At 73.8% G+C, this 18996-nt stretch carries 17 protein-coding genes; 3 read left to right on the forward strand and 14 right to left on the reverse strand.

What is annotated here, in order from left to right:
• Positions 1-13 precede the first annotated feature (13 nt).
• Positions 14-1300, reverse strand: a complete 1287-nt coding sequence (locus GA0070623_RS04990) for an SGNH/GDSL hydrolase family protein (RefSeq protein WP_172898495.1) — start codon at positions 1298-1300, stop codon at positions 14-16.
• A gap of 354 nt (positions 1301-1654) precedes the next feature.
• On the opposite strand from GA0070623_RS04990, the gene GA0070623_RS04995 reads away from it, so the two are divergent.
• The 3 genes from GA0070623_RS04995 to GA0070623_RS05005 all read left to right on the forward strand — a co-directional run bounded on the left by GA0070623_RS04995 (position 1655) and on the right by GA0070623_RS05005 (position 5754).
• Positions 1655-3208: a class I adenylate-forming enzyme family protein gene (locus GA0070623_RS04995; RefSeq protein WP_067308385.1), complete on the forward strand. Its 1554-nt coding sequence runs from the start codon at positions 1655-1657 to the stop codon at positions 3206-3208.
• Positions 3209-3408: 200 nt separating this feature from the next.
• Positions 3409-4665: an MFS transporter gene (locus GA0070623_RS05000; RefSeq protein WP_067308448.1), complete on the forward strand. Its 1257-nt coding sequence runs from the start codon at positions 3409-3411 to the stop codon at positions 4663-4665.
• A 387-nt stretch (positions 4666-5052) separates the two neighbouring features.
• Entirely contained in the window at positions 5053-5754 is a 702-nt protein-coding gene (locus tag GA0070623_RS05005; protein ID WP_067308388.1) for an SGNH/GDSL hydrolase family protein, read from the forward strand.
• 180 nt (positions 5755-5934) lie between these two features.
• Here GA0070623_RS05005 and GA0070623_RS05010 read toward each other — a convergent pair whose 3' ends face one another.
• The 13 genes from GA0070623_RS05010 to GA0070623_RS05070 all read right to left on the reverse strand — a co-directional run bounded on the left by GA0070623_RS05010 (position 5935) and on the right by GA0070623_RS05070 (position 18754).
• On the reverse strand, positions 5935-7293 hold the full coding sequence (locus GA0070623_RS05010) for a hypothetical protein (RefSeq protein WP_067308391.1): 1359 nt from the start codon (positions 7291-7293) through the stop codon (positions 5935-5937).
• Entirely contained in the window at positions 7290-8264 is a 975-nt protein-coding gene (locus GA0070623_RS05015) for an alpha-ketoacid dehydrogenase subunit beta (RefSeq protein WP_067308394.1), read from the reverse strand. Before GA0070623_RS05015 ends, GA0070623_RS05010 begins: the two co-directional genes overlap by 4 nt.
• Positions 8264-9232 (reverse strand): thiamine pyrophosphate-dependent dehydrogenase E1 component subunit alpha, encoded by a 969-nt coding sequence (locus GA0070623_RS05020; protein ID WP_067308397.1) that lies wholly within the window; start codon positions 9230-9232, stop codon positions 8264-8266. Before GA0070623_RS05020 ends, GA0070623_RS05015 begins: the two co-directional genes overlap by 1 nt.
• Positions 9229-10026 carry a DUF3050 domain-containing protein gene (locus GA0070623_RS05025; protein ID WP_067308400.1) on the reverse strand — a complete coding sequence of 266 codons (798 nt, stop codon included), beginning with the start codon at positions 10024-10026 and terminating at the stop codon, positions 9229-9231. Before GA0070623_RS05025 ends, GA0070623_RS05020 begins: the two co-directional genes overlap by 4 nt.
• A 3-nt stretch (positions 10027-10029) precedes the next feature.
• Positions 10030-10953: a phytanoyl-CoA dioxygenase family protein gene (locus GA0070623_RS05030; protein WP_067308403.1), complete on the reverse strand. Its 924-nt coding sequence runs from the start codon at positions 10951-10953 to the stop codon at positions 10030-10032.
• Positions 10954-10963: 10 nt separating this feature from the next.
• Positions 10964-12058 carry a 4-hydroxyphenylpyruvate dioxygenase gene (gene hppD, locus GA0070623_RS05035; protein WP_067308406.1) on the reverse strand — a complete coding sequence of 365 codons (1095 nt, stop codon included), beginning with the start codon at positions 12056-12058 and terminating at the stop codon, positions 10964-10966.
• 70 nt (positions 12059-12128) lie between these two features.
• A complete protein-coding gene (locus GA0070623_RS05040; protein WP_067308409.1) occupies positions 12129-13388 on the reverse strand; it encodes a beta-ketoacyl-[acyl-carrier-protein] synthase family protein in 1260 nt (419 codons plus the stop codon).
• On the reverse strand, positions 13385-15001 hold the full coding sequence (locus GA0070623_RS05045) for a class I adenylate-forming enzyme family protein (RefSeq protein WP_067308412.1): 1617 nt from the start codon (positions 14999-15001) through the stop codon (positions 13385-13387). Before GA0070623_RS05045 ends, GA0070623_RS05040 begins: the two co-directional genes overlap by 4 nt.
• Positions 14998-15483, reverse strand: coding sequence for a beta-ketoacyl synthase chain length factor (locus tag GA0070623_RS05050; RefSeq protein ID WP_067308451.1), 486 nt, complete (start codon positions 15481-15483; stop codon positions 14998-15000). The genes GA0070623_RS05045 and GA0070623_RS05050 overlap by 4 nt, the downstream gene beginning before the upstream one ends.
• 65 nt (positions 15484-15548) lie before the next feature.
• Positions 15549-16745: a beta-ketoacyl-[acyl-carrier-protein] synthase family protein gene (locus tag GA0070623_RS05055; RefSeq protein ID WP_067308415.1), complete on the reverse strand. Its 1197-nt coding sequence runs from the start codon at positions 16743-16745 to the stop codon at positions 15549-15551.
• Complete coding sequence (locus tag GA0070623_RS05060) at positions 16738-16983, reverse strand: hypothetical protein (RefSeq protein WP_067308418.1); 246 nt, start codon at positions 16981-16983, stop codon at positions 16738-16740. Before GA0070623_RS05060 ends, GA0070623_RS05055 begins: the two co-directional genes overlap by 8 nt.
• A complete protein-coding gene (locus tag GA0070623_RS05065; protein ID WP_067308421.1) occupies positions 16983-17249 on the reverse strand; it encodes an acyl carrier protein in 267 nt (88 codons plus the stop codon). The genes GA0070623_RS05060 and GA0070623_RS05065 overlap by 1 nt, the downstream gene beginning before the upstream one ends.
• Before the next feature lie 158 nt (positions 17250-17407).
• Positions 17408-18754, reverse strand: a complete 1347-nt coding sequence (locus tag GA0070623_RS05070; RefSeq protein ID WP_231932665.1) for a class I adenylate-forming enzyme family protein — start codon at positions 18752-18754, stop codon at positions 17408-17410.
• Positions 18755-18996: the final 242 nt, after the last annotated feature.

Below are 18996 nucleotides of genomic sequence, written 5' to 3' on the forward strand. Positions count from 1 at the left end.
CGCCCCGCCGGTGTCACAGACCGAGCAGTCGAAGGGGTACGGCGTCCGCCAACGCCTGGTTGCCGGCGTCGTTCGGGTGGATGTGGTCACCGGCGTCGTACGCCGGCAGCAGCCGGCTCGGCTGGGCCGGGTCGCGCAGTACCGCGTCGAAGTCGAGCAGCCCGTCGAACTCGGCCGCTCCCGGGCCGCGCAGCCAGGTGTTCACCGCCTGTCGGGTGGTCTCCTTCTCCGGGGTCCACACCCCGGGGTTGCCGTGCCCCTCGTACGGGGTGAGGGTGACCGCGAGGCTGCGCAGGCCGCGCGCCTTGGCCTGCTTGTTGATCTGCCGCAGCGAGGCGACGATCCGGTCGGCGGAGTCGTCGGACATCCAGATGTCGTTGATGCCGAGGTGGGTCACCAGGGTCTTCACCCCGGTCTGCGGGAAGACGTCCTCGTTGAGCCGGGCCAGCGCGTTCGGGCCCAGCTCGTAGTAGCCGGGGAAACCACCCGCGCCGGGCTCGGTGCCCTCGTGGTTGAGCCGGTTGCCGGCCAGGCTCAGGTTGAGCACCCCCGGGGTACGCACCTCGGGACGGGCCGCGACCAGCCGCCCGGCGAGCAGCTCCGGCCAGCGCTTGTTGGCGTTGACGGTGCTGCCGTTGGCGTCCCCGATCGAGTCGCTGAGCACCACCACCGCGCCGGGGCTCTGCGGCCGCAGCACGTCGATGCCGGACAGGAACATCCAGCAGCAGTCCGGGCGGATGGTGAAGCCGGCGCCGTCGGCGGCGGTGGTCAGGTCGTTCGCCCCGATGAAGGTGGTGACCTTGGACTGGCCGTGGAAGGTGACCGGCCCGGTGAGCACCGGGAAGTGCAGGGTGACGATCAGGTCCTCCTGCTCGCCCACCGGGTAGGTCAGCGGGTCGCTGAGCAGCTCGGCGCCCTTGTTCATGGTCGCCGAGGTGGACCCGCCGAACTTCAGCTCGCGCAGGGTGCCCGGGAGGATGTCCGAGCGGTCGGTGAGGGTGGCGGCGTTCGGGCGGGCGACGGTGGCGTGCCCCACCTGCACCGCCTGCTCGCCGTAGAGGTTGCTCAGCCGGACCCGCAGCCGCTCGCCACCCACGGTGGTCCGCACGGTCATCCGGATGCTCTGGTTGTTCAGGCCGGTGTTGGTCAGCCCGGCGGTGTTGCCGCGGGTGACCGCCGCGGCCCAGGTGCCCGCCCACTGCGGCCGGGCGGCAGCCTCACCGCCGTCGGAGTCGGACGGACCGGCGCTGGCCACCACCGCCGGGGCGCTCACGACCAGCAACACGGCCGCGGACGCTATGACCTGCCATCTCTTCGGGGTCGACATTGAACCTCCATGGTTGGCCGCCCAGGGCCGGCGTCCATCGACGGCACCGCCCGGACGATGGTCCAGAAACCTAGCCGTGCCGTCTGACAGGCGTCAATCGCCCCGATAGACATGATCAAATGTCCATGGTGGCCGGCCCCTCGCCGTTCGGCCCTGTCCCCCGGCGACGCCGTCGGCCTAGGCTCGCAGACGGCGGCGGTGCGGTCGCCCACTCCCCGCACCCCGTCGCGGACCGGGCCGTGACCTGCCCGGACGCCATCCCGGCCGGTCGGCACGGCAGGCCCACCGGCCCGCCGACGACCCGCCGCTCGACCTGGGGGCTGTGCGATGACCGACGGGGCCGACGTTTCCACCACCTACGTGCACGACGCACTGGAGCTGTTCGCCCGCTTCGGCGACCGGGAGGCGCTGGTCGGCGACGGACGCCGGCTGACCTACCCGCAGGTCGCCGCCGAGGTACGCGGGCTGGCCCACGCCCTCACCGGCCACGGGGTACGGCCCGGCGCGGCGGTGCTGGTCATGCTGGGCAACGCCGTCGAGGGTCCGCTGCTCCAGCTCGCCCTGCACCTGCTCGGCTGCCGGAGCATGTGGATCGCCCCGGTCACCTCCCGGCGGGAGATCGACGAGTTCGTCCGGCTGGCCCGCCCCGACGTGTTCGTGCACCACGCGTACGCCCCGGACGGGCTGGGCGGTCAGATCGCCGCCTCGCTGCCCGGGGTGCCGGTGCTGCGGCTGGGTGTGGAGCTGACCGCGGACGCCCCGCCGGTCGAGCTGCCCGCCGTGGTGGGCGTCCCGGAGTCGTTCCTCCAGACCAGCGGCACCACCGGCACCCCCAAGCTGGTGCACCACCGGGAGAGCTTCTACCGGCAGGTGCTGGCGTTGGCGGCCGATTTCCGCGCTGCCGGCTTCCCGCTGCTGCGGCACCTGTCGCACTCCCCGATGTGGCTGGCCAGCGGGCAGATCACCACCCTGTTCAACCTGTTCACCGGCGGGGTGCTCTTCCTGCGCCAGCAGTGGGATCCGGCCGCGTTCATCGCCACCGTGGACGCCGAGCGGCTCACCTCGACCTTCGTCACCCCGCCGATGCTCTACGAGGTGCTCGACCATCCGGCCCTGCCCGGGGCGGACTTCTCCGCGATGTTCATGTTCAACGTGGGCGCGGGACCGGCCGCGCCCGCCCGGCTGCGCCAGGCCATCGCCCGGTTCGGGCCGTGCCTGCGCATCGTGTACGGGCTGAGCGAGGCGGTGGTGATCTGCGCCCAGCCCGGCCTGACCGAGGACCCGGTGCACCCGGAGCGGCTGGGCTCCTGCGGCCGGCCGTACGGCGACGTCACGGTGGAGATCCGCGACGCCGACGGGCGGGTGCTACCGGCCGGTGCCGACGGCGAGGTGTGGGTGCGGACGAAGCTGAGCTTCCACGGCTACCACGGTCAGCCCGAACTGACCGCCGAGACGCTGGTCGACGGCTGGGTGCGGACCCGCGACATCGGCCACCTCGACGACGACGGCTTCCTCTACCTCGTCGACCGGTTACAGGACCGCATCCTCACCCGGCAGCGCAGCTGGCCGATCTACTCCCGGCCGATCGAGGACGTGCTCGCCGGGCATCAGCAGGTGCGCGCGGCGGCGGTGATCGGGGTGCCCGACCCGGTCGCGGGGGAGCTGCCGTACGCGTACGTGGTGCGGACGCCGGGGGCGACGGTGACCGGGGCGGAGCTGATCGGGCTGGTCACCGCCGAGCTGAGTGACACCTGGGCGCCGGGCGTGGTGGAGTTCGTCGACGCGTTGCCGCTGAACCGGTCGGCGAAGGTGGACAAGCGGGCGCTGCGGGACCGGTACGCGGCCGGGCGTCCCGCCGACCCGGTCGGCAGCCCGTCGTGACCGCCGACGCCGACACCGGCCCCCGGACGACCACCGACCCCGTGCCCGACCCGTGGCCGGCCACCGACCCCGGGGCTGGTCCTGCCACCGATCCCGGGGCTGGTCCTGCCACCGACCCCGGGGCTGGTCCTACCGCCGACCCCGGTGCCGGTGCCGGTGCCCAGCCGCACACCGGCCGGCGGGGGACGTCGGCCGGGGGGATGCCGGCGGGAGAGGTCGGGTCGCCGGCCCGGCGGGCCGCACGGCGGGAACTGGTCACCCTGGTCGCCGCCGACCTGATCTCCAACCTGGGCAGTCGCATCTCGGTGGTGGCCATTCCCTGGCTGGTGCTCACCACCACCGGCAGCCCGGCCAAGATGGGCATCGTCGCGGCGGCGGAGTTCCTTCCGTACATGCTCTCCAGCTCGCTGGCCACCCCCTGGGCGGACCGGTTCGGGGTACGGCGTACCTCCATCGTGGTGGACGCGGCGAGCGCGGCCGTCATCGCGGTGGTGGCGCTGGCACCGTGGCTGGGGTTCGGGGCGCTGGTCGCCCTCGTCGCGGTGGCCGGCGGACTGCGCGGCATCGGCGACCGGGTCAAGCACGTCATGTTTCGGCCGGCGGCCCAGCGCGCCGGGGTGGAGCTGATCCGGCTGACCTCCACCTACGACGGTCTGCTGCGCGGGGTGGCCCTGTTCGGCACGGTCGTCGGCGGCCTGCTCATCGACTGGGTGGGGGTGACCCGGGCGATCTGGATCGACGCGGGGACCTTCGCGCTCTGTGCGCTGCTGGTCGGGGTGCTGGTCCGGCCGCCCGCCGCCGACGCCCCGGTCGCCCCCCGCGAGGGCTACTTCCGGGCGCTGGGTACCGGCTTCGGCTACCTGCGCACCGACCGGGTGCTGCTGACCATGCTGGTGGTGGTCTCCGCGTTGAACATGTTCGCCGCCGCCAACACGGCGGTCTGGGTACCGCTGTGGGTCCGCGACGAACTCGGCGACCCGGCCGGCTTCGGCCTGGTGCTGGGGGTGTTCGCCGGGGGCGCGTTGCTCGGCAACGTGGTCTTCACCGTGCTCGGCCCCCGGCTGCCCCGCACCCTGGTGTTCGCCGCCGGGGCGGCGCTGAGCGGCGCACCCCGACTGCTGGTCCTGGCGCTGACCGACCATCTGGTGGTGGTGCTGGTGGTGACGTTCCTGTCCGGGGTCGGGATCGCGGCGGTCAACCCGCTGCTCGGCGCCACCCTCTACGAACGGGTGCCGGACGAGTTGCAGACCCGGGTGCTGGGGATCTCGGGTTCGCTGGCGTTCGTCGGGCTGCCGGTGGGCGCGCTGCTCGGCGGCTGGTCGGTGGCGTCCCTGGGGCTGCGGCCGGCCCTGCTGGTGATGGCGGTGGTGTGCGCGGTGCTGACCGTGCTGCCCCTGGTCGCCGGGCCGCTGCGGATGGGCCGCTCCACACCCCCGACGGCGACCACGGCGACCTGACCGGGGCCGTCCGCCGGCCCGACCCCGGGAACGGTTTTCCGGGAGCCGCCCGCCGACCGGCGCCGGTTCAGCGCTGGTGGCGCAGCAACACCAGGCCGTTGCCGAACGCCCGGGTCTCGATCAGTCGCAGGTCGTCGTGGCGCTCCGCCGGCCCGGACAGCAGGTTGCCCCGGCCGGTCAGCACCGGGTGGACGAAGATCCGGCACTCGCATCGCCCACTCCGTTACCCGGTCGCCACCGGTCCCCGTGGCCCGGTGCCGGCAACCTACCGGCGAGGGCGGTCAGAATCCGGCGACCGAGGCTGCTCGGCGCACCCGGACGACCATCAGGCGATCGGCGCGGTCACGGAGATCGACGCCACCGGTCGGGTCGGCTACATTGCCGCCCATGTCATCGACGTTGACCGAAGCCACCGATCCGTACTGCCTGCGTGAGGGGGAGAGCGCCGCGCTGTTGCACGGCCATCCGTGGCACCGGTTCGTGGTGCTCGGCGACAGCGTCGCCGAGGGGATGTGTGAACCGGTCGACGGGTACCCCGACGTGCAGTGGGCGGACCGGATCGCCGCCGAACTGTCGGCGGTGCGCCCCGGGTTGGCGTACCTGAATCTGGGTCGGCGCGGGCTGCGGGCGCAGCAGGTCCGGGCCGGGCAGTTGGACCGGGCGCTGGCCTTCTCGCCCGACCTGGCGCTGGTGGCCTGCGGTGGCAACGACGCCTTCCGGACGGCGTTCGACCCGGACGCGGTCGACACCGAGCTGAGTGCGATCGTCGGCGCGTTGCGCGACGCCGGAGCGGACGTCATCACGGTGGGCATGTTCGACGTCTCGCACAGCCCGGCCGTCCCGCCGGCGCTGCGCCCCGGCCTCAACACCCGGATGCGGCTGCTCTCCTCGCGTACCGGCCGGCTCGCCGACCGGCTGGGCGCGTTGCACGTGCACCTGACCGATCATCCGGCCGGCAGCGACCCGTCGATGTACAGCAGCGACGGCCGACACGGCAGCGCCCGCAGCGACGCCATCGCCGCAGCGGAGACGATCCGCCGCCTCGGCGCCCACCTGGCCACCCGGCTCCCCCACCACCCCAACCCCTGACGCCCACCCACTCCTCCGCTCCCTCACCCCAACCGGGCGAGGCAGGTCCCTCACCCCAACCGGGCGAGGCGGGTTGGTGATCAAGAGTTTCAGGTCACCAACCCGCCGCGAGGCTGACGCAAACCTCTTGATCAGCCCCGGAAGGGGGCCGGAGGGCGCGGGGGAGGGAAGGCAAGGCTGTCAGGGGGTCAGGAGGATGCCGGTGAGGAGGACGCCTCGGGCGAGGTTGAGGACCTCGTCGCAGCCGGGGTAGCCGACCCGGGCCAGGGCGCCGGAGCCGGTGCGGCCGAACAGGTACGGGGCGATGCTGTACGGCACCTCGGCGGTCACCGTCTCGCCGGTCTCGATCTGCACGAAGTCCATCGCCACCCGGTCGGCGGGCATGTACCGCTGGAGGATGTCGCCGCCCCGGTCGAGGGCGGCGCGCAGCCCGTCCGCCCACTCCCCCGGGCTCAGCTCCCGGCCGATGAGCACCCCCTGGCCGGCCGAACCGTCGGCCGGCTTGGCGACCAGGTTCTCCCGGTCGGCCAGCGCCCGGTCCAGTTCGGCGGCGGTGAACGCCACGGTGTGTGGCACGTACCGGCGGATCAGGGCCTGGTCGGCGGCGGGCAGCAGGTCGAGGTCCTGGTAGAGCCAGGCAAAGTTGATCTTGTTGCCGAGCAGCCAGGCGGCGGCGCTGACGAACATCGGCAGGGTGCCCGCGTCGAGCGCCCCGGCCACCGCCGTCAGCCCGGCACTCGGGGTGACCCGGTTGGGCACGAAGAGCCGGAACAGCGCGTCCACCGGGGCGCCGTCGACCACCAGCCGCCGGTCGGCGTCCAGGGTGGCCGTGGCGACCGGGGCGATGACCAGGTCGATGCCGAACGGGCGGGCCTGGTCGACCAGCGGTGACAGGATCCGGATGAACGTCTCCGGGTCGTCCAGCCCCGGGTAGTCGGCCTCGAAGTCCATCAGCAGCGCCACCCGGGCCCCCTCGGGCAGGCCCAGCTCGCTGCGGATCGCCACGAACCGCTGGTCCAGCAGGGACGGCGCGGGGCGGACCGACAGGCCGTCGAGCAGCCCCCGCTCCCGGTAGAGCGCGCCGAACCGCTGGATCACCGTGTCGGCGTCGAAACCGCCGCCCAGGCTGCTGTCGATGTTGTACTCGACGATCCGCGGCTCCCCGCCGGAGAACAGCACGTCCGGCCGGTACGCGGCCAGCAGCGCCTCGGTCAGCGGCTCGTCCTCGTCGAGCAGCCGGGTCTGCCCCGCCGGCACCCCGAGCAACGCGCGCAGCTCACCGGCGGTGGCCGCGCGCCGGCGGCAGGCGTCCAGGACGAGCTGGGCGATCCGGTCGCAGACCTCGTTCAGCTCGCGGAACGCGTCGGCGGCCAGCACCGGCGGCCGGGCCAGCCGCCACTGCTTGTTGTACGTCGCCCGACCGTGGAAGATCCGCTCCCACTCCTGCGCCCCCGCGGCGACCATCGCGGTACGGGTCGACTCCGGCAGCTCCGCCCAGGCCCGGCCGGGCTCCGGCCACGGGTAGTTCACATCGATCATGGACAGTCCTTGGTCACGTGGTGGATGGCGGCGGTCAGGGCGGCCCGGCCGGGCTGTACCGCCCGGTCGAGTCCGGGCGCGAACGGCAGCACCGCGCCGTCCGGCCGGGTGACCCGACGCGGCGGCGCGGTCAGCGGCACCCGCTCCAGCACCGAGGTGATGATCTCGGCGGCGATGCCGCAGGAGCGGTTGGAGTCGTCGACCACCACCAGCCGACCGGTGCGCGACACCGAGTCGACCAGCGCGTCGAGGTCGAACGGGTAGAGCGTGCGCGGGTCGAACACCTCCACCGACACCTGGTCGGCCAGCTCCTCGGCGACGGCCAGCGCGTCGTGCACCAGGTGCCCCACGGCGACCACGGTGACGTCGTCGCCGGCCCGGCGGACCACCCCCCGCCCGAGCGGCACCGGGGCGAGGGTGGCGAAGTCCACGTCGTCGCGGACGTCCAGCGCGGCGGCCGGGGCGAAGACCACCACCGGGTCGTCGTGCCGGATCGCCGACGCCAGCAGCCCGTACGCGTCCGCCGGGGTGGCCGGCACCACGGTGACGATCCCGACGTGCGCGAAGAGGGAGTACGGGTGGTCGGAGTGCTGCCCCGCCCAGCCCGTCCGGGAACCGGAGCCCGGCACCAGGTATGTCACCGGCACCGAGCACTGCCCGCCGGTCATCATCGGGAACTTGTGCGCGTGGTTGACGATCTGCTCGAAGACCAGGAACAGCAGCGACGGGATCTGGAACTCCACCACCGGCCGCAGCCCGGCCAGTGCGGCCCCCGTGGCGAAGCTGGTGAACGCCTGCTCCGACAGCGGGGTGTCCAGCACCCGGTCCGGCCCGAACCGCTTCAGCAGGCCCGGGGTGACGTTCGACGCGCCCACCCGGATGTCCTCGCCGAGCAGGAACACCGACTCGTCCCGGGTCATCTCGTCGGTCAGCGCCCGGGTCAGCGCCTTGCGGTACGACAGCCGTGGCATCAGCTACCTCCCCGGGCGGTCAGCCCACTGGCGTAGAGGTGGTCCAGCGCCCCGGCCGGGTCGGGCTCCGGGCCGGCCAGCGCGAACGCGACGGCCGCGTCGAGGGTCGCCTCCACCTCGGCGTCGACGGCCTCCCGGGCGGCGGCCGGCAGCCGGGCACCCTGGATCTCCACCGGATCCCGGGACCGGCCGTCGGCCACCTCCTGCGGCGTGCGGTAGTCGAGGCGTACCGAGTGTTCGAAGGTGTGGTGGGCGTCGAACCGGTAGGTACAGGCCTCGACCAGCTCCGGCCCGCCGCCGTCGCGCATCCGCGCGACGGCGGCGGCGGTGACCCGCCGGACCGCCTCCGGGTCCTGCCCGTCGACGACCACGGCCGGGATGCCGAACGCCTCGGCCCGGCCGGTGATGGTGCCGGCGACCGCGCCGGCCACCGGCATGGTGGTGGCGTAGCCGTTGTTCTCGCAGACCAGCAGCACCGGCACCCGCCAGAGCGCGGCCAGGTTGAACGCCTCCAGCAGCATCCCCTCGTTGACCGCACCGTCGCCGAAGAAGCTCGCCCCGAACACCGCGTTGCCGCGCTGCCGGTGCGCCCACACCGCGCCGGTGAGGATGGCCGGGGACGCGCCGACGATGGCGTTCGCGCCGAGCACCCCGATGGACAGGTCCGCCGCGTGCATCGAGCCGCCCCGGCCCCGGTTCAGTCCGGTTTCCCGGCCGCACAGTTCGGCCATCATCCGGGCCGGGTCGGCACCCTTGGCGAGCACGTGCCCGTGCCCGCGGTGGGTGCCGGTGACCAGGTCCCCCTCGCCGAGGGCGGCGCACACGCCGGCGGCGATCCCCTCCTGACCGAGGTAGGGGTGGATGCCGCCGACGATGTGCCCGGAGCGGACCAGGGCGATGGCCCGCTCCTCGAACCGACGGATCAGCCGTACCGTGCGGTAGAGCCGGGCCGGGTCGGCGTCGGTCACCGGTCGCGGCCCTCCTTGACGGCGGCAAGGATGTCGTCCCAGAGCTGCGCGCGGGCGGTCAGCGCCAGGTTGACCGTGTCCGCGCACTCCTGCCACTTGGTGTCGTCGTCGCCGCACAGGTCGGCGAGCATCTGCATCGCCATCGGGGTGTGCTGCTCGCCGTCGACCTCGATGTGCCGCTCCAGGTAGTCGACGAAGGTGTGCAGCCGGTTGCTGCGCTCGTTGACCGCGACGACCTGGGTGAACATGTCGGGGATCAGGTCCTCCCGGCCGAACGCGAAGGCGGCGGCCTGGCAGTGCACCGGGGTCGAGGAGATGATCTGCCAGGTGGTGGCGGCGAACGCCCGCGACGGCGCGGGCACGCCGGCCTCGACCAGCGCGTCGGTCACCGACGCCCCGCCGCGCAGCAGCTCCACCAGCCGGTCGACGGCGGTGGTGTCGGCACCGGCCTCACCCATCCCCCGCACGTACAGCTCGAAGTGGCTGATGAAGCCCTCGCCCAGCTCGTCGCTCTCCTCCACCATCACGATGTCGTTGATCAACCGGCGGCTGCCGGTCGGCCCGGTGGGGATCCAGGGCACGTCGACGCAGGTGAGCTGCCGCTGCAACGACTTCAGCAGGGACATGAAGTCCCAGACCGCGAAGACGTGGTGCTCCATGAAGGTCACCAGCGCCTCGTGGGTGTCCAGGTTGGCGTAGAGCGGGTGCTTGACCACCACCTCGCGACGGGCGGTCACCGCCTGCTCCAGCCGCTCGATGCCCGGGTGTGTCTTACCCCAGTCGTACCGTGACATGTTCTAGCCTTCCTGCTGGGCGCGCTCGCGCCAGATGACCGGGCAGTAGTCGGGATCCGCGTAGTCCGGCCGCCCCTCGGGGGTACGGCGGACCAGCACGTCGTGGTTGTACGCGGCGAGGGTGCCGTCGGAGAGCGGGAACTCCCGGTGGGCGTTGTCGCCGTCCTGCAGGTGCAGCGAGATCGCCCGACGCGGGCGTCCGCTGACGTTGGGGCCGCTGCCGTGATAGGTGCGGCAGTGGTGGAAACTCAGGTGTCCCTTGGGGATCACCATCGGGATCTTGCGGATCTGTGCGCCGTTGTGCGCCGCGTTCTCGGCCAGCATCTCCTCCAGCTGGTCGCGGTCGCGCTCGGCGAAGTGCCGGACCACGGTGTCGTCCGCGCCGGTCTCCGACCACCGGTGCGAACCGTCGACCATGGTGATGGTGCCCATCTCCTCCCCGCAGTCGTGGAACGGGATGAACGCGGTGAGCATCTTCTCCGACGACGAGGACGACCAGTAGTGCTTGTCGAAGTGCCAGGGCACGATGTTCGACGGCTCACCGGAGATCGGCGGCTTGTAGATCAGGGTCGACTGGAAGATCCGGATCTCGTCGGCCCGGGCCAGCCGGGCGGCCACCGCGCCGATCAGCGGCTTGCGCAGGATCGCGGCGATGCCGTCGTGCTCGTAGTGGACGTAGTCGTTGTGCCGCTGCACCGGCCCCTTCGACGGCTCCCAGTAGGCCAGCTTCGGCGGGCGGACCGGCAGCGTGCGGTCCCGCTCGCCGTCGTAGTAGCGGTCGGTGGCCGCGGTCAGCGCGTCCACCTCGGCGTCGGTGAGCAGCTTCTTCGACAGATACCAGCCGTGCTCGGCGTAGTGGCGCACCTCCTCGTCCGAGGGGAGCAGCGCCTCCTCCTCGGCGGTCAACGTCGGATGCGTCGTGGTCATGCCCAACTCCTCATGCCGTGCCGGCCGCGACGGCGGGGGTCGCCCCCGCCACGGCCAGCTCCCGTTCCTTGGCCTCGTAGAGCGCCCTGATGTTGCCGCTGCCGAAGGTGCGCGCCCCGCGCCGCTCGATGAGTTCGAGGAACAGGGTGCGCCGGACGTGCATCGACTCGGTGAAGATCTGCAAGAGCTGACCGCCGTGGTCGGCGTCGACCAGGATGCTGAGGTCCCGCAGCTGGTCCAGGGGCGCGTCGACCTTGCCGACCCGCTGCTCCAGCGTGTCGTAGTAGGCGGCGGGGGTGCCGGCGAACCGCACCCCGCGCGCCCCGAGCGCGCCGACCGCGCCGACGATGTCGTCGGTGCGCAGCCCCAGGTGCTGCACCCCGGCCCCGTGGTGCTCGGTGAGGAACGCGTCGATCTGACCGGGACGCCGGCCGGCGTCCGGCTCCAGCAGCACCAGGGTGACCCGCCCGGAGGCGTCCTGCACCACCTTGGAGTTCATCGCCTGGCCGGCGACCTCGATGTGCTCCTCGAAGATCTGCGCGAAACCGAAGACCCGCTCGTAGTGCGCGACGGTGGCGTCGAGCTGACCGGGCGGTACACAGACCGCCAGGTGGTCGATCTCGGCGAGCAGCCGCGGGTCGGCCCCGCCGGGCGGCGCCGCCTCGATCCCGCCGGGCAGGAAGTCGTCGGCGTCGCCGCGCCGCTCCACCAGCCGGTGCAGCACGTCCCCGAAGCCGCCCACCTCGGCGGTCACCACCTCGGCGTCCGCGCCGGTCCAGGTGCGCGGTGGGGTCACCGGCGTGGCACCCCGCTCCACCAGCTCCGCGTACGCCCCGGCGGCGTCGCCGACCTCCACCGCCACCACCGCGATCCCGTCACCGTGCCGGGACACGTACTGCGAGGCGGGGTGCTCGGCGGTGAGGCCGGTGGTCAGCAGCATCCGGATGTCGGCCTGGCCCAGCAGCAGGGAGCGCTGCCCGGCCAGCCCGGTCTCCGGCCCGCCCTGCCCCCGCAGGGTGAAGCCGACGGCGGTCCCGAAGTAGAAGGCCGCCTGTCGGGCGTCCCCCACGTACAGTTCAATGTGGTCTATTCGACGAATGTCCATCTCTCCAGCCCTTCCCCATGTCCCCCCGTGACTGCCGTCCGGGCACGTGCGGCCCGGGTCGCAGGACCGATCACCTCCCCGGCACGGCGGGTCGGGCATCGGCGCCGGTGGTCCGCCGCAGCAGCAGGCTCACGTTCTGCCCGCCGAATCCGAAGGAGTTGGTGAGCGCGAGATCGGTCCGGGTGTCCCGGGGGGTTTCCCGGACGTGGTCCGCCGGGCAGTCCGGGTCCGGATCGTCCAGGTGGTACGTCGGCGGCAGCAGACCGGCCCGCAGCGCCAACGCGCACGCCGCCGCCTCGACCACCCCGGACGCCCCGAGCAAGTGCCCGGTGAGCGCCTTGGTGGAACTGACCGGTACCCCGCCGACGCCGAAGACCTTGCCCAGCGCGGCGCTCTCGGCGATGTCCCCGAGTTTGGTGCCGGTGCCGTGGGCGTTGACGTAGCCGACCTCGGCCGGTGCGACGTTTCCGCTGGCCAGGGCGGCGCGCATGCAGTCGGCCGCGCCCTCGCCGTCGGGCCGGGGGATGGTCGGGTGGTGGGCGTCGGTGGTGCTGCCGTAGCCGGCCACCTCCGCGTACGTCCGGGCCCCCCGGGCGGCGGCGTGCTCGGCGCGTTCCAGCACCAGCAGCGCGGCGCCCTCGGCGAGCACGAACCCGTTGCGCCGCCGGTCGAACGGCCGGCTCGCCTCGGCCGGGTCGGCCCAGCCGCGGGCCAGCGCGCGGGCGTTGCCGAAGGTGTCGGCGAAGGTCGGGAAGAGCGGCGCCTCGCTGGCCCCGCAGAGCACCACGTCGGCCTCACCGGCCCGGATCAGCCGGGCCGCGTCGGCGACCGCCTGTGCCCCGGAGGCGCAGGCCGTGCCGACCGCCGAGCTGTAGCCCCGGATGCCGTGGGCGATGGCGATCCGCGCCGACGCCATGTTGGGCAGGATCCCGGTCAGCAGGTACGGGCTGACCGCCGAGCGGCCCCGGGCGACCCGGGCGATCACCTGGCTCTCCAGGGTGGCCATCCCGCCGACCCCGCCGACGATGACGCCGATCCGCCCCGGGTCGACGTCCCGGCCCACCTCGATGCCCGCGTCGGCGAGCGCGTCGGCGGCGGTGAGCAGGGCGAACAGCACCACCCGGTCGAGCACCCTGGTCTCCGGCCCGGTGGCGACGGTCCGCGCGTCGATCGGCGGGAGCACCCCGGCGACCTCCAGCGACGCGGCGGCCGGGTGCCCCTCGGGCGGTCGGCTCAACCCGGAGCGGCCGGTGGTCAACGCGGCGAAGGTGGCGTCCACGCCCCGTCCGACCGGGCTGAACAGGCCCATCCCGGTGATCATGACGGTCATGACGACGACCCGGCGAGATAGCGCTCGCGCAGCGCCACCTTGCGGACCTTGCCGGTGACGGTGACCGGGATGTCGTCGGCGCGGACCGGCACCACCCGGCGCAGGGTCGCCCCCACGTCCGCCCCGAGCGCGGCCCGGATCGTCGCGGCGCGGTCGACGGCCGGGTCGGCCCCGGCGGCCAGCTCCAGCAGCACGTCGGTGGTGACCGTGTCGCCGTCGGCGACGATCAGCACGGTGCAGTCGGCGACGTCCGGGCAGGCGGCGAGGATCCGCTCCTCGGACAGCGCGGTGAAGAACCGCCGCCCGTCGGGCAGCGTCACCGAGTCCACCGCCCGGTCCAGGTGGTAGTAGCGACCGTCGGCGTCGGCGTGGACCAGGTCACCGGTCAGGTACCAGCCGCGCAGCCGGAAACGGTAGCTGGTGACCGAGTCGTTCCAGTAGCCCCGGAACAGCGACGGCGAGTCGACGCCGAGGAACCCCACCTGGCCGGGGGGCAGCTCGTTGCCCTCGGCGTCGAGGACGGCCACCCTGGCGAACCGGTAGGGCCGGCCCACGCAGCGGCCGTACCGGTCGGTGTCGACGGTGTGCGTGATGTGGAAGATCGAGTGCCCCATCTCGCTGGAGCCGAGGCCGTCGATGAAGACCGAACCGGGAACCCGGGTGACGCCCTGCCGGGTGGACACGTCCCGCGAGCCGACCGCGACGAGCCGGCGGACGTGCGGCTCGTGCGAGCAGTCGCCGGTGTTGAACCACAGCCGCACCGACTCCAGGTCGTACCCGCCGAGGTCGAAGCGGGCCAGCTCGGCCCAGGTCACCGAGAAGCCGAAGACGCCGTCGGGCCGCCACCGCCCGATGGCGTCGAGGACCCGCTCGCCGCCCTGCTCGGACAGCAGGAGCATCTCCGCCCGGTTGCCCAGTGCCTGGTTGACCATGAGCACCGTCGCGGTGTGCGGGGCGGGCAGCGCGTTGAGGATCCGGCGGGTGCCCTGCGCCTGCGGCATGGACAGCAGGTGCCGGGTGGCGGCGAAGAGGCTGGCGTGCGAGTGCAGCACCGCCTTCGGCACCCCGGTGGTGCCGGAGGTGTGGGTGATGACGATCGGGTCGTCGGGGTGGTGCCGGTAGTGGGCCGGGGCCTGCGCCGGGTCACCGCCGCCGGCCTGTTCCGGGGTGCCCAGCAGCGGTACGCCGAGGTCGTGCCCGGCCAGCAGGTCGGTGTGGGCGGTGTCGGCGAGCACCCCGACGCCGCGCAGCCGGCGGACGTACTCGGCGGCGATCTCGGGGCGCAGCTTGCCGTTCATCAGCGCCGGGATCGCGCCGAGCCGGGTCAGCGCCAGGAAGCTCAGCACCATGTCGGCGGCGGCGGTGGCCCAGACGGCGACCGGGTCACGCGGTCGCACCCCCCGGGCGTGCAGCCAGGACGCCCGGGCGGCGACCCGTTCGTCGAGCTGGCCCAGGGTGAGCGGCTGCCCGGCCGGACGTCCGTCGACCGGGGTGTCGAAGGTCAGCCCCGGTCCCTGTGGGTCCGCGCCGTGGGCCAGTACCCGGGCCAGCACGTTGCCGGCGCCGAGCTGCGGGTCGGCGGCGAGCGCACCCCGCAGTCCCCTCGTCCTCATGGACCGTCTCCTCCCCCCAGCAGCACCGCGACCGCACCGGTGGGCGTCGCGTCGGGTGCCTCGTCGATCAGGACCAGCAACGCCTCGTCGGCGTCGCCGTCGTACAGCAGCAGTTCCGCCTCGGCGGTCGCGTCGGCGCGGGGGTCACCGGTCGGGCTCAGGCAGACCACCGGGCCGGTCAGCCCCCACCGCGCGGCGACCTGCCCGGCCACGCTGTTGGGCACCGACTGGAAGAAGAACAGCGGGCCGACCCGTCCCCCGGCGGCGACGACGGACCGGACGTGCGTGGCGCTGGGCCGGTCACCGGCCGCGCTGACCAGCACCACCGCGCACCGGGTGCCGGCCGGGGCCGGGGTGGGCCGGCGGTGCAGGCAGCGTGCGGCCGCCGCCGCGACCAGCGGCGCGAACGTCGAGTGCACGAACCCGGGCAGCGGTGGCGGCGGTCCGTCACCCGGCTCCGGCCAGCGCGCCTGCGCCAGCACCCGGGATGCGCCGTGGCCGGCCGGACGGCCCGGGACGATCCCGGGCCCCGGGCCGCGCGTGCCGGTCACGGCGCACCGACCAGCAGGGCGGTGTTCGCGCCACCGAAGGCGGCGTTGAGGCTGAGGGCGTACCGGCTGGTCACCGGGCGGGGCGCGGCGACGACCACGTCCAGCGGGCAGGCCGGGTCGGGGCCGAGCCAGCCGGCGTTGACCGGCAGCTTCCCGTGCCGCAGCGCGGCCACGGTGACCACCAGTTCGAGCAGTCCGGACGCTTCCAGCGCGTGCCCGTGCAGGGCCTTGGTGGAGCTGACCGGCACCTGTCCGGCCCGCTCCCCCAGCGCCGATCGCAGCGCCGCCGCCTCGGAGGCGTCGCTGTATCCGGTGCCGGTGGCGTTCGCGTTGACGTAGCCGACCACCCCGGCGGGCAGGTCGGCGCGGTGCAGTGCCGCACCGATCGCCCGGGCCAGCCCACCACCCTGCGGGTCGGGCTGGCAGGGGTGGTGCGCGTCGCCGGCCCGCCCCCAGCCGGCCAGCGTCGCCACCGGGTCGCCGCCCCGGGCGCGCAGCGCGGCGGCGGACTCCAGCACGACCGCGGCCACCCCGTCGCCGAGCAGCAACCCGGTGCGCCCGGTGCTGAACGGGCGGACCGCGCCGTCGACGGCGAGCGCCCGGCCGGTGTCGAAGAGCGCGAACTGGTCCGGCTCGACCAGGTAGCCGGCGGCCACCACGACCCGGTCGGTGTCCCCCCGGCGGATCGTCGCGGCGGCGTCGGCCACCGCGCTGGTCGCCGAGACGCAGGCGGTGGTGTAGACCCGGGTCGGGCCGCCGAGCCCGCACCGGCGGGCCAACCGGGCGGCCAGCGTGGGCAGTTCCGGCCAGGCCGGACCGTCGTCGGCCCGCTCACCGCCGGCCCACCACGGGTCGTCGGTCTCCGCGACCGGTCGGTCGTCGGCGTACGGGCCGGGCAGCGTGGCGGGGCCGCCGTGGGTGGCCAGGAACAGCGCCGACCCGGCCCGCTGCGCGGGGTCGAGCCCGGCCGCGTCGCAGGCGGCGTCGACCGCGCCCGCCAGCTCCTGCGGCAGGGTGGCCACGTCGGGCCGGGTGGCCGCGACGGTCACCCGGCGGCCGGTGGTGTCGAAGCGGCGGACCGGCCGGAACGCCGGCGTTCCGGACAGCACCCCGGCCAGCAGCGCGTCCACCCCCCTGCCGAGGGCGCTGACCGCGTACGTGCCGGAGATCGTGACGGACGCCCGCTCAACCATCAGCGGCGGCGGTCAGCGAGGTGTGGAACACGGTCAGGGCGTCGTCCACGGTACGGATGCCGGCGAGCTGGTCGTCGGTGAGGTCCATCCGGACGTCGTAGCGCTGTTCGACCAGGTGCACCAGCCAGGCCAGCTCCATCGAGCCGAGCCGGTGCGGGATCTGGTCGGCGGGTTTGCCGGTGAGTTCGGCGAGCATGCCCACCAGGTCAGCTCGCCCCAGGTCGGGCTGACCGGACATCAGCGGTTGTCGGTGGTCGCCCCGGCGACCCGCTCGGCGACCATGGTGGTGAACTCCCCCACCGTCATCAGGGCCAGCTTCTCCGACTCGTCGTCGGCGAACCGCAGCCCGTAGCGGTCCTCCACCCGGACGGACAGGTCGGACAGCGCGAGGGACTCCAGGTCCACCCCGGAGGGGCCGAGGGTGGTGTCGTCGTCGATGCCGTCGACGTCGTAGTTCATGTCCTGAAGCTGGTCGATGACGAAGGTGCGGACCTCGTCTCGCATGGCGGTAACCTCTCTCGGTGGGCGAGTCGCCGGTGCCCGGTCGGGGCATCGGGCACGGGTGGTGCGGGCGTACCACCGACGGTCGGCCGGTGGTGACGCGGTGCTGCCGCCCCGGCGGTCCCCGGGGAGCGTCCGGTGGGCGGGGTGCAGCGGACCGGTCACGGCGTCACCGTGCGCAGCACGTCCAGCGAGCGGACCAGCTTGCCGGTGGTGGTCCGGGGCAGCTGTGCCACCAGGTGCAGGGTGCGCGGACGCTTGTAGCCGGCCAGCCGTTCGGCGAGCAGCGTGTCCAGCGTGTCCTCGGTCAGCGGCCCGTCGGGCTGCACGTACGCGGTGATCCCGTCGTCGTAGGCGACCACGGCGGCGGCCACCCCGGGCAGCCCGGTGAGGGTCGCCTCGACCTCGGTGAGATCGACCTTCAGGCCCCCCACGGAGACCTGCGAGTCGAGCCGGCCCCGGACGGTGACCAGACCGGTGGCCGGGTCGACGGTGCCGGCGTCGCGGGTCCGCAGCCAGCCGTCGGCCCAGCGGTCGGGGTCGCTGAGCCCCACGTACGGCGAGGCGGGGCAGCTGATCAGCAGCTCGCCGCCGGACTCGCGGACCTCGATGCCGGGCGCGGGCGCGATGGCCGGTCGGTGCAGGCCGTGCAGGTCGGTGCCGATGACGCCGACCTCGGTCATCCCGTACATGTTGCCCAGGGGTACGCCGTACCGGTCGGTGAACGCCTGCACGACGGCCGGCGGGACGAGCTCCCCGCCGGTGGTCATCCGCGCGAACTGGGGCAGCGGCCGGTCGGGGCGGGTGGAGGCGAGGAGTCCGATGTGGAAGGGCACGCCCAGCACGGTGGCCGGGGTGTCCTGGGCGGCGATGGCGGCCAGCACGGCGTCGCCGCCGAGCCGCTGCGGCGGGACCAGCTCGACGCGGGCGTGCAGGCCGTAGAGCAGCCCGCCGACCAGACCGAGCACGTGCACCATGGACGGCAGCAGGATGATCCGCTCGCCGGGCCGCGCCACCCCGTCGATCCGGGTGTAGCGGTGCACCTCGGCGACCAGGTCGGCGGCGGTGCGTCCGATCACCTTGGACGGTCCGGTGGAGCCGGAGCTGAGCTGGATCACCGCGTGGCCGCTGACCGCGGGGCGGTCCGCGTAGCCGGTGACGGTCTCGGTGACGTCGACGAAGACCTTCAGCGCGCCCCCGCCGGTGCGCGCCGGCGACACCACCACCTGCGGGGTGAGCCGCCGCAACGCCCGGTCGACCTCGTGGTCGGTGAGCCGGTGGTCGAGCAGGACGGCCTGGCCCCCGCAACGCCAGGTCGCCAGCAGGTTGACCACGTAGGACAGTGACGGGGGCAGGCGCAGCGCGACGGCCCCACCGGGACGCAGTCCGGCGGCGCTCAGCCGGTCCTGCGCCGCGGTGACCAGGCGGTGCAGGGTGGCCCGGTCGACCGGCTCGGGCAGTCGGAGACAAACGTCGGTCGGACGGCCGGCGAACAACACGTCGTCCACCCAACCGGGGTCTTGCGCCGCAGGATCTTCCGTCGGGCGATTACTGGTCACCGCCGGCCACCGTCCAGCATAGAATCGGGCTGAATCCACCCAAAAGTGATGTCTCTTGGCGTGCTCACGGAACCCTACGACAGCCGCGAACAGCATTACTAGATGCGAATGGCTAGATCAGAAAAGGCGGCCGGTTGGATTGCCGCCGCTCGATCGGCGGGGCAGGATCAGGCGCGTGCGCCGGCCCGCGA

The sequence above is a fragment of the Micromonospora rifamycinica genome (assembly GCF_900090265.1).
GTDB lineage: Bacteria > Actinomycetota > Actinomycetes > Mycobacteriales > Micromonosporaceae > Micromonospora > Micromonospora rifamycinica.

Coding starts and splice junctions, on each gene's coding strand:
- GA0070623_RS04995 (WP_067308385.1), top strand. CDS start 1,655: ATGACCGACGGGGCCGACGTTTCCACCACCTACGTGCACGACGCACTG.
- GA0070623_RS05000 (WP_067308448.1), top strand. CDS start 3,409: ATGCCGGCGGGAGAGGTCGGGTCGCCGGCCCGGCGGGCCGCACGGCGG.
- GA0070623_RS05005 (WP_067308388.1), top strand. CDS start 5,053: ATGTCATCGACGTTGACCGAAGCCACCGATCCGTACTGCCTGCGTGAG.
- GA0070623_RS05010 (WP_067308391.1), bottom strand. CDS start 7,293: ATGATCGATGTGAACTACCCGTGGCCGGAGCCCGGCCGGGCCTGGGCG.
- GA0070623_RS05015 (WP_067308394.1), bottom strand. CDS start 8,264: ATGCCACGGCTGTCGTACCGCAAGGCGCTGACCCGGGCGCTGACCGAC.
- GA0070623_RS05025 (WP_067308400.1), bottom strand. CDS start 10,026: ATGTCACGGTACGACTGGGGTAAGACACACCCGGGCATCGAGCGGCTG.
- GA0070623_RS05030 (WP_067308403.1), bottom strand. CDS start 10,953: ATGACCACGACGCATCCGACGTTGACCGCCGAGGAGGAGGCGCTGCTC.
- hppD (WP_067308406.1), bottom strand. CDS start 12,058: ATGGACATTCGTCGAATAGACCACATTGAACTGTACGTGGGGGACGCC.
- GA0070623_RS05040 (WP_067308409.1), bottom strand. CDS start 13,388: ATGACCGTCATGATCACCGGGATGGGCCTGTTCAGCCCGGTCGGACGG.
- GA0070623_RS05045 (WP_067308412.1), bottom strand. CDS start 15,001: ATGAGGACGAGGGGACTGCGGGGTGCGCTCGCCGCCGACCCGCAGCTC.
- GA0070623_RS05055 (WP_067308415.1), bottom strand. CDS start 16,745: ATGGTTGAGCGGGCGTCCGTCACGATCTCCGGCACGTACGCGGTCAGC.
- GA0070623_RS05060 (WP_067308418.1), bottom strand. CDS start 16,983: ATGTCCGGTCAGCCCGACCTGGGGCGAGCTGACCTGGTGGGCATGCTC.
- GA0070623_RS05065 (WP_067308421.1), bottom strand. CDS start 17,249: ATGCGAGACGAGGTCCGCACCTTCGTCATCGACCAGCTTCAGGACATG.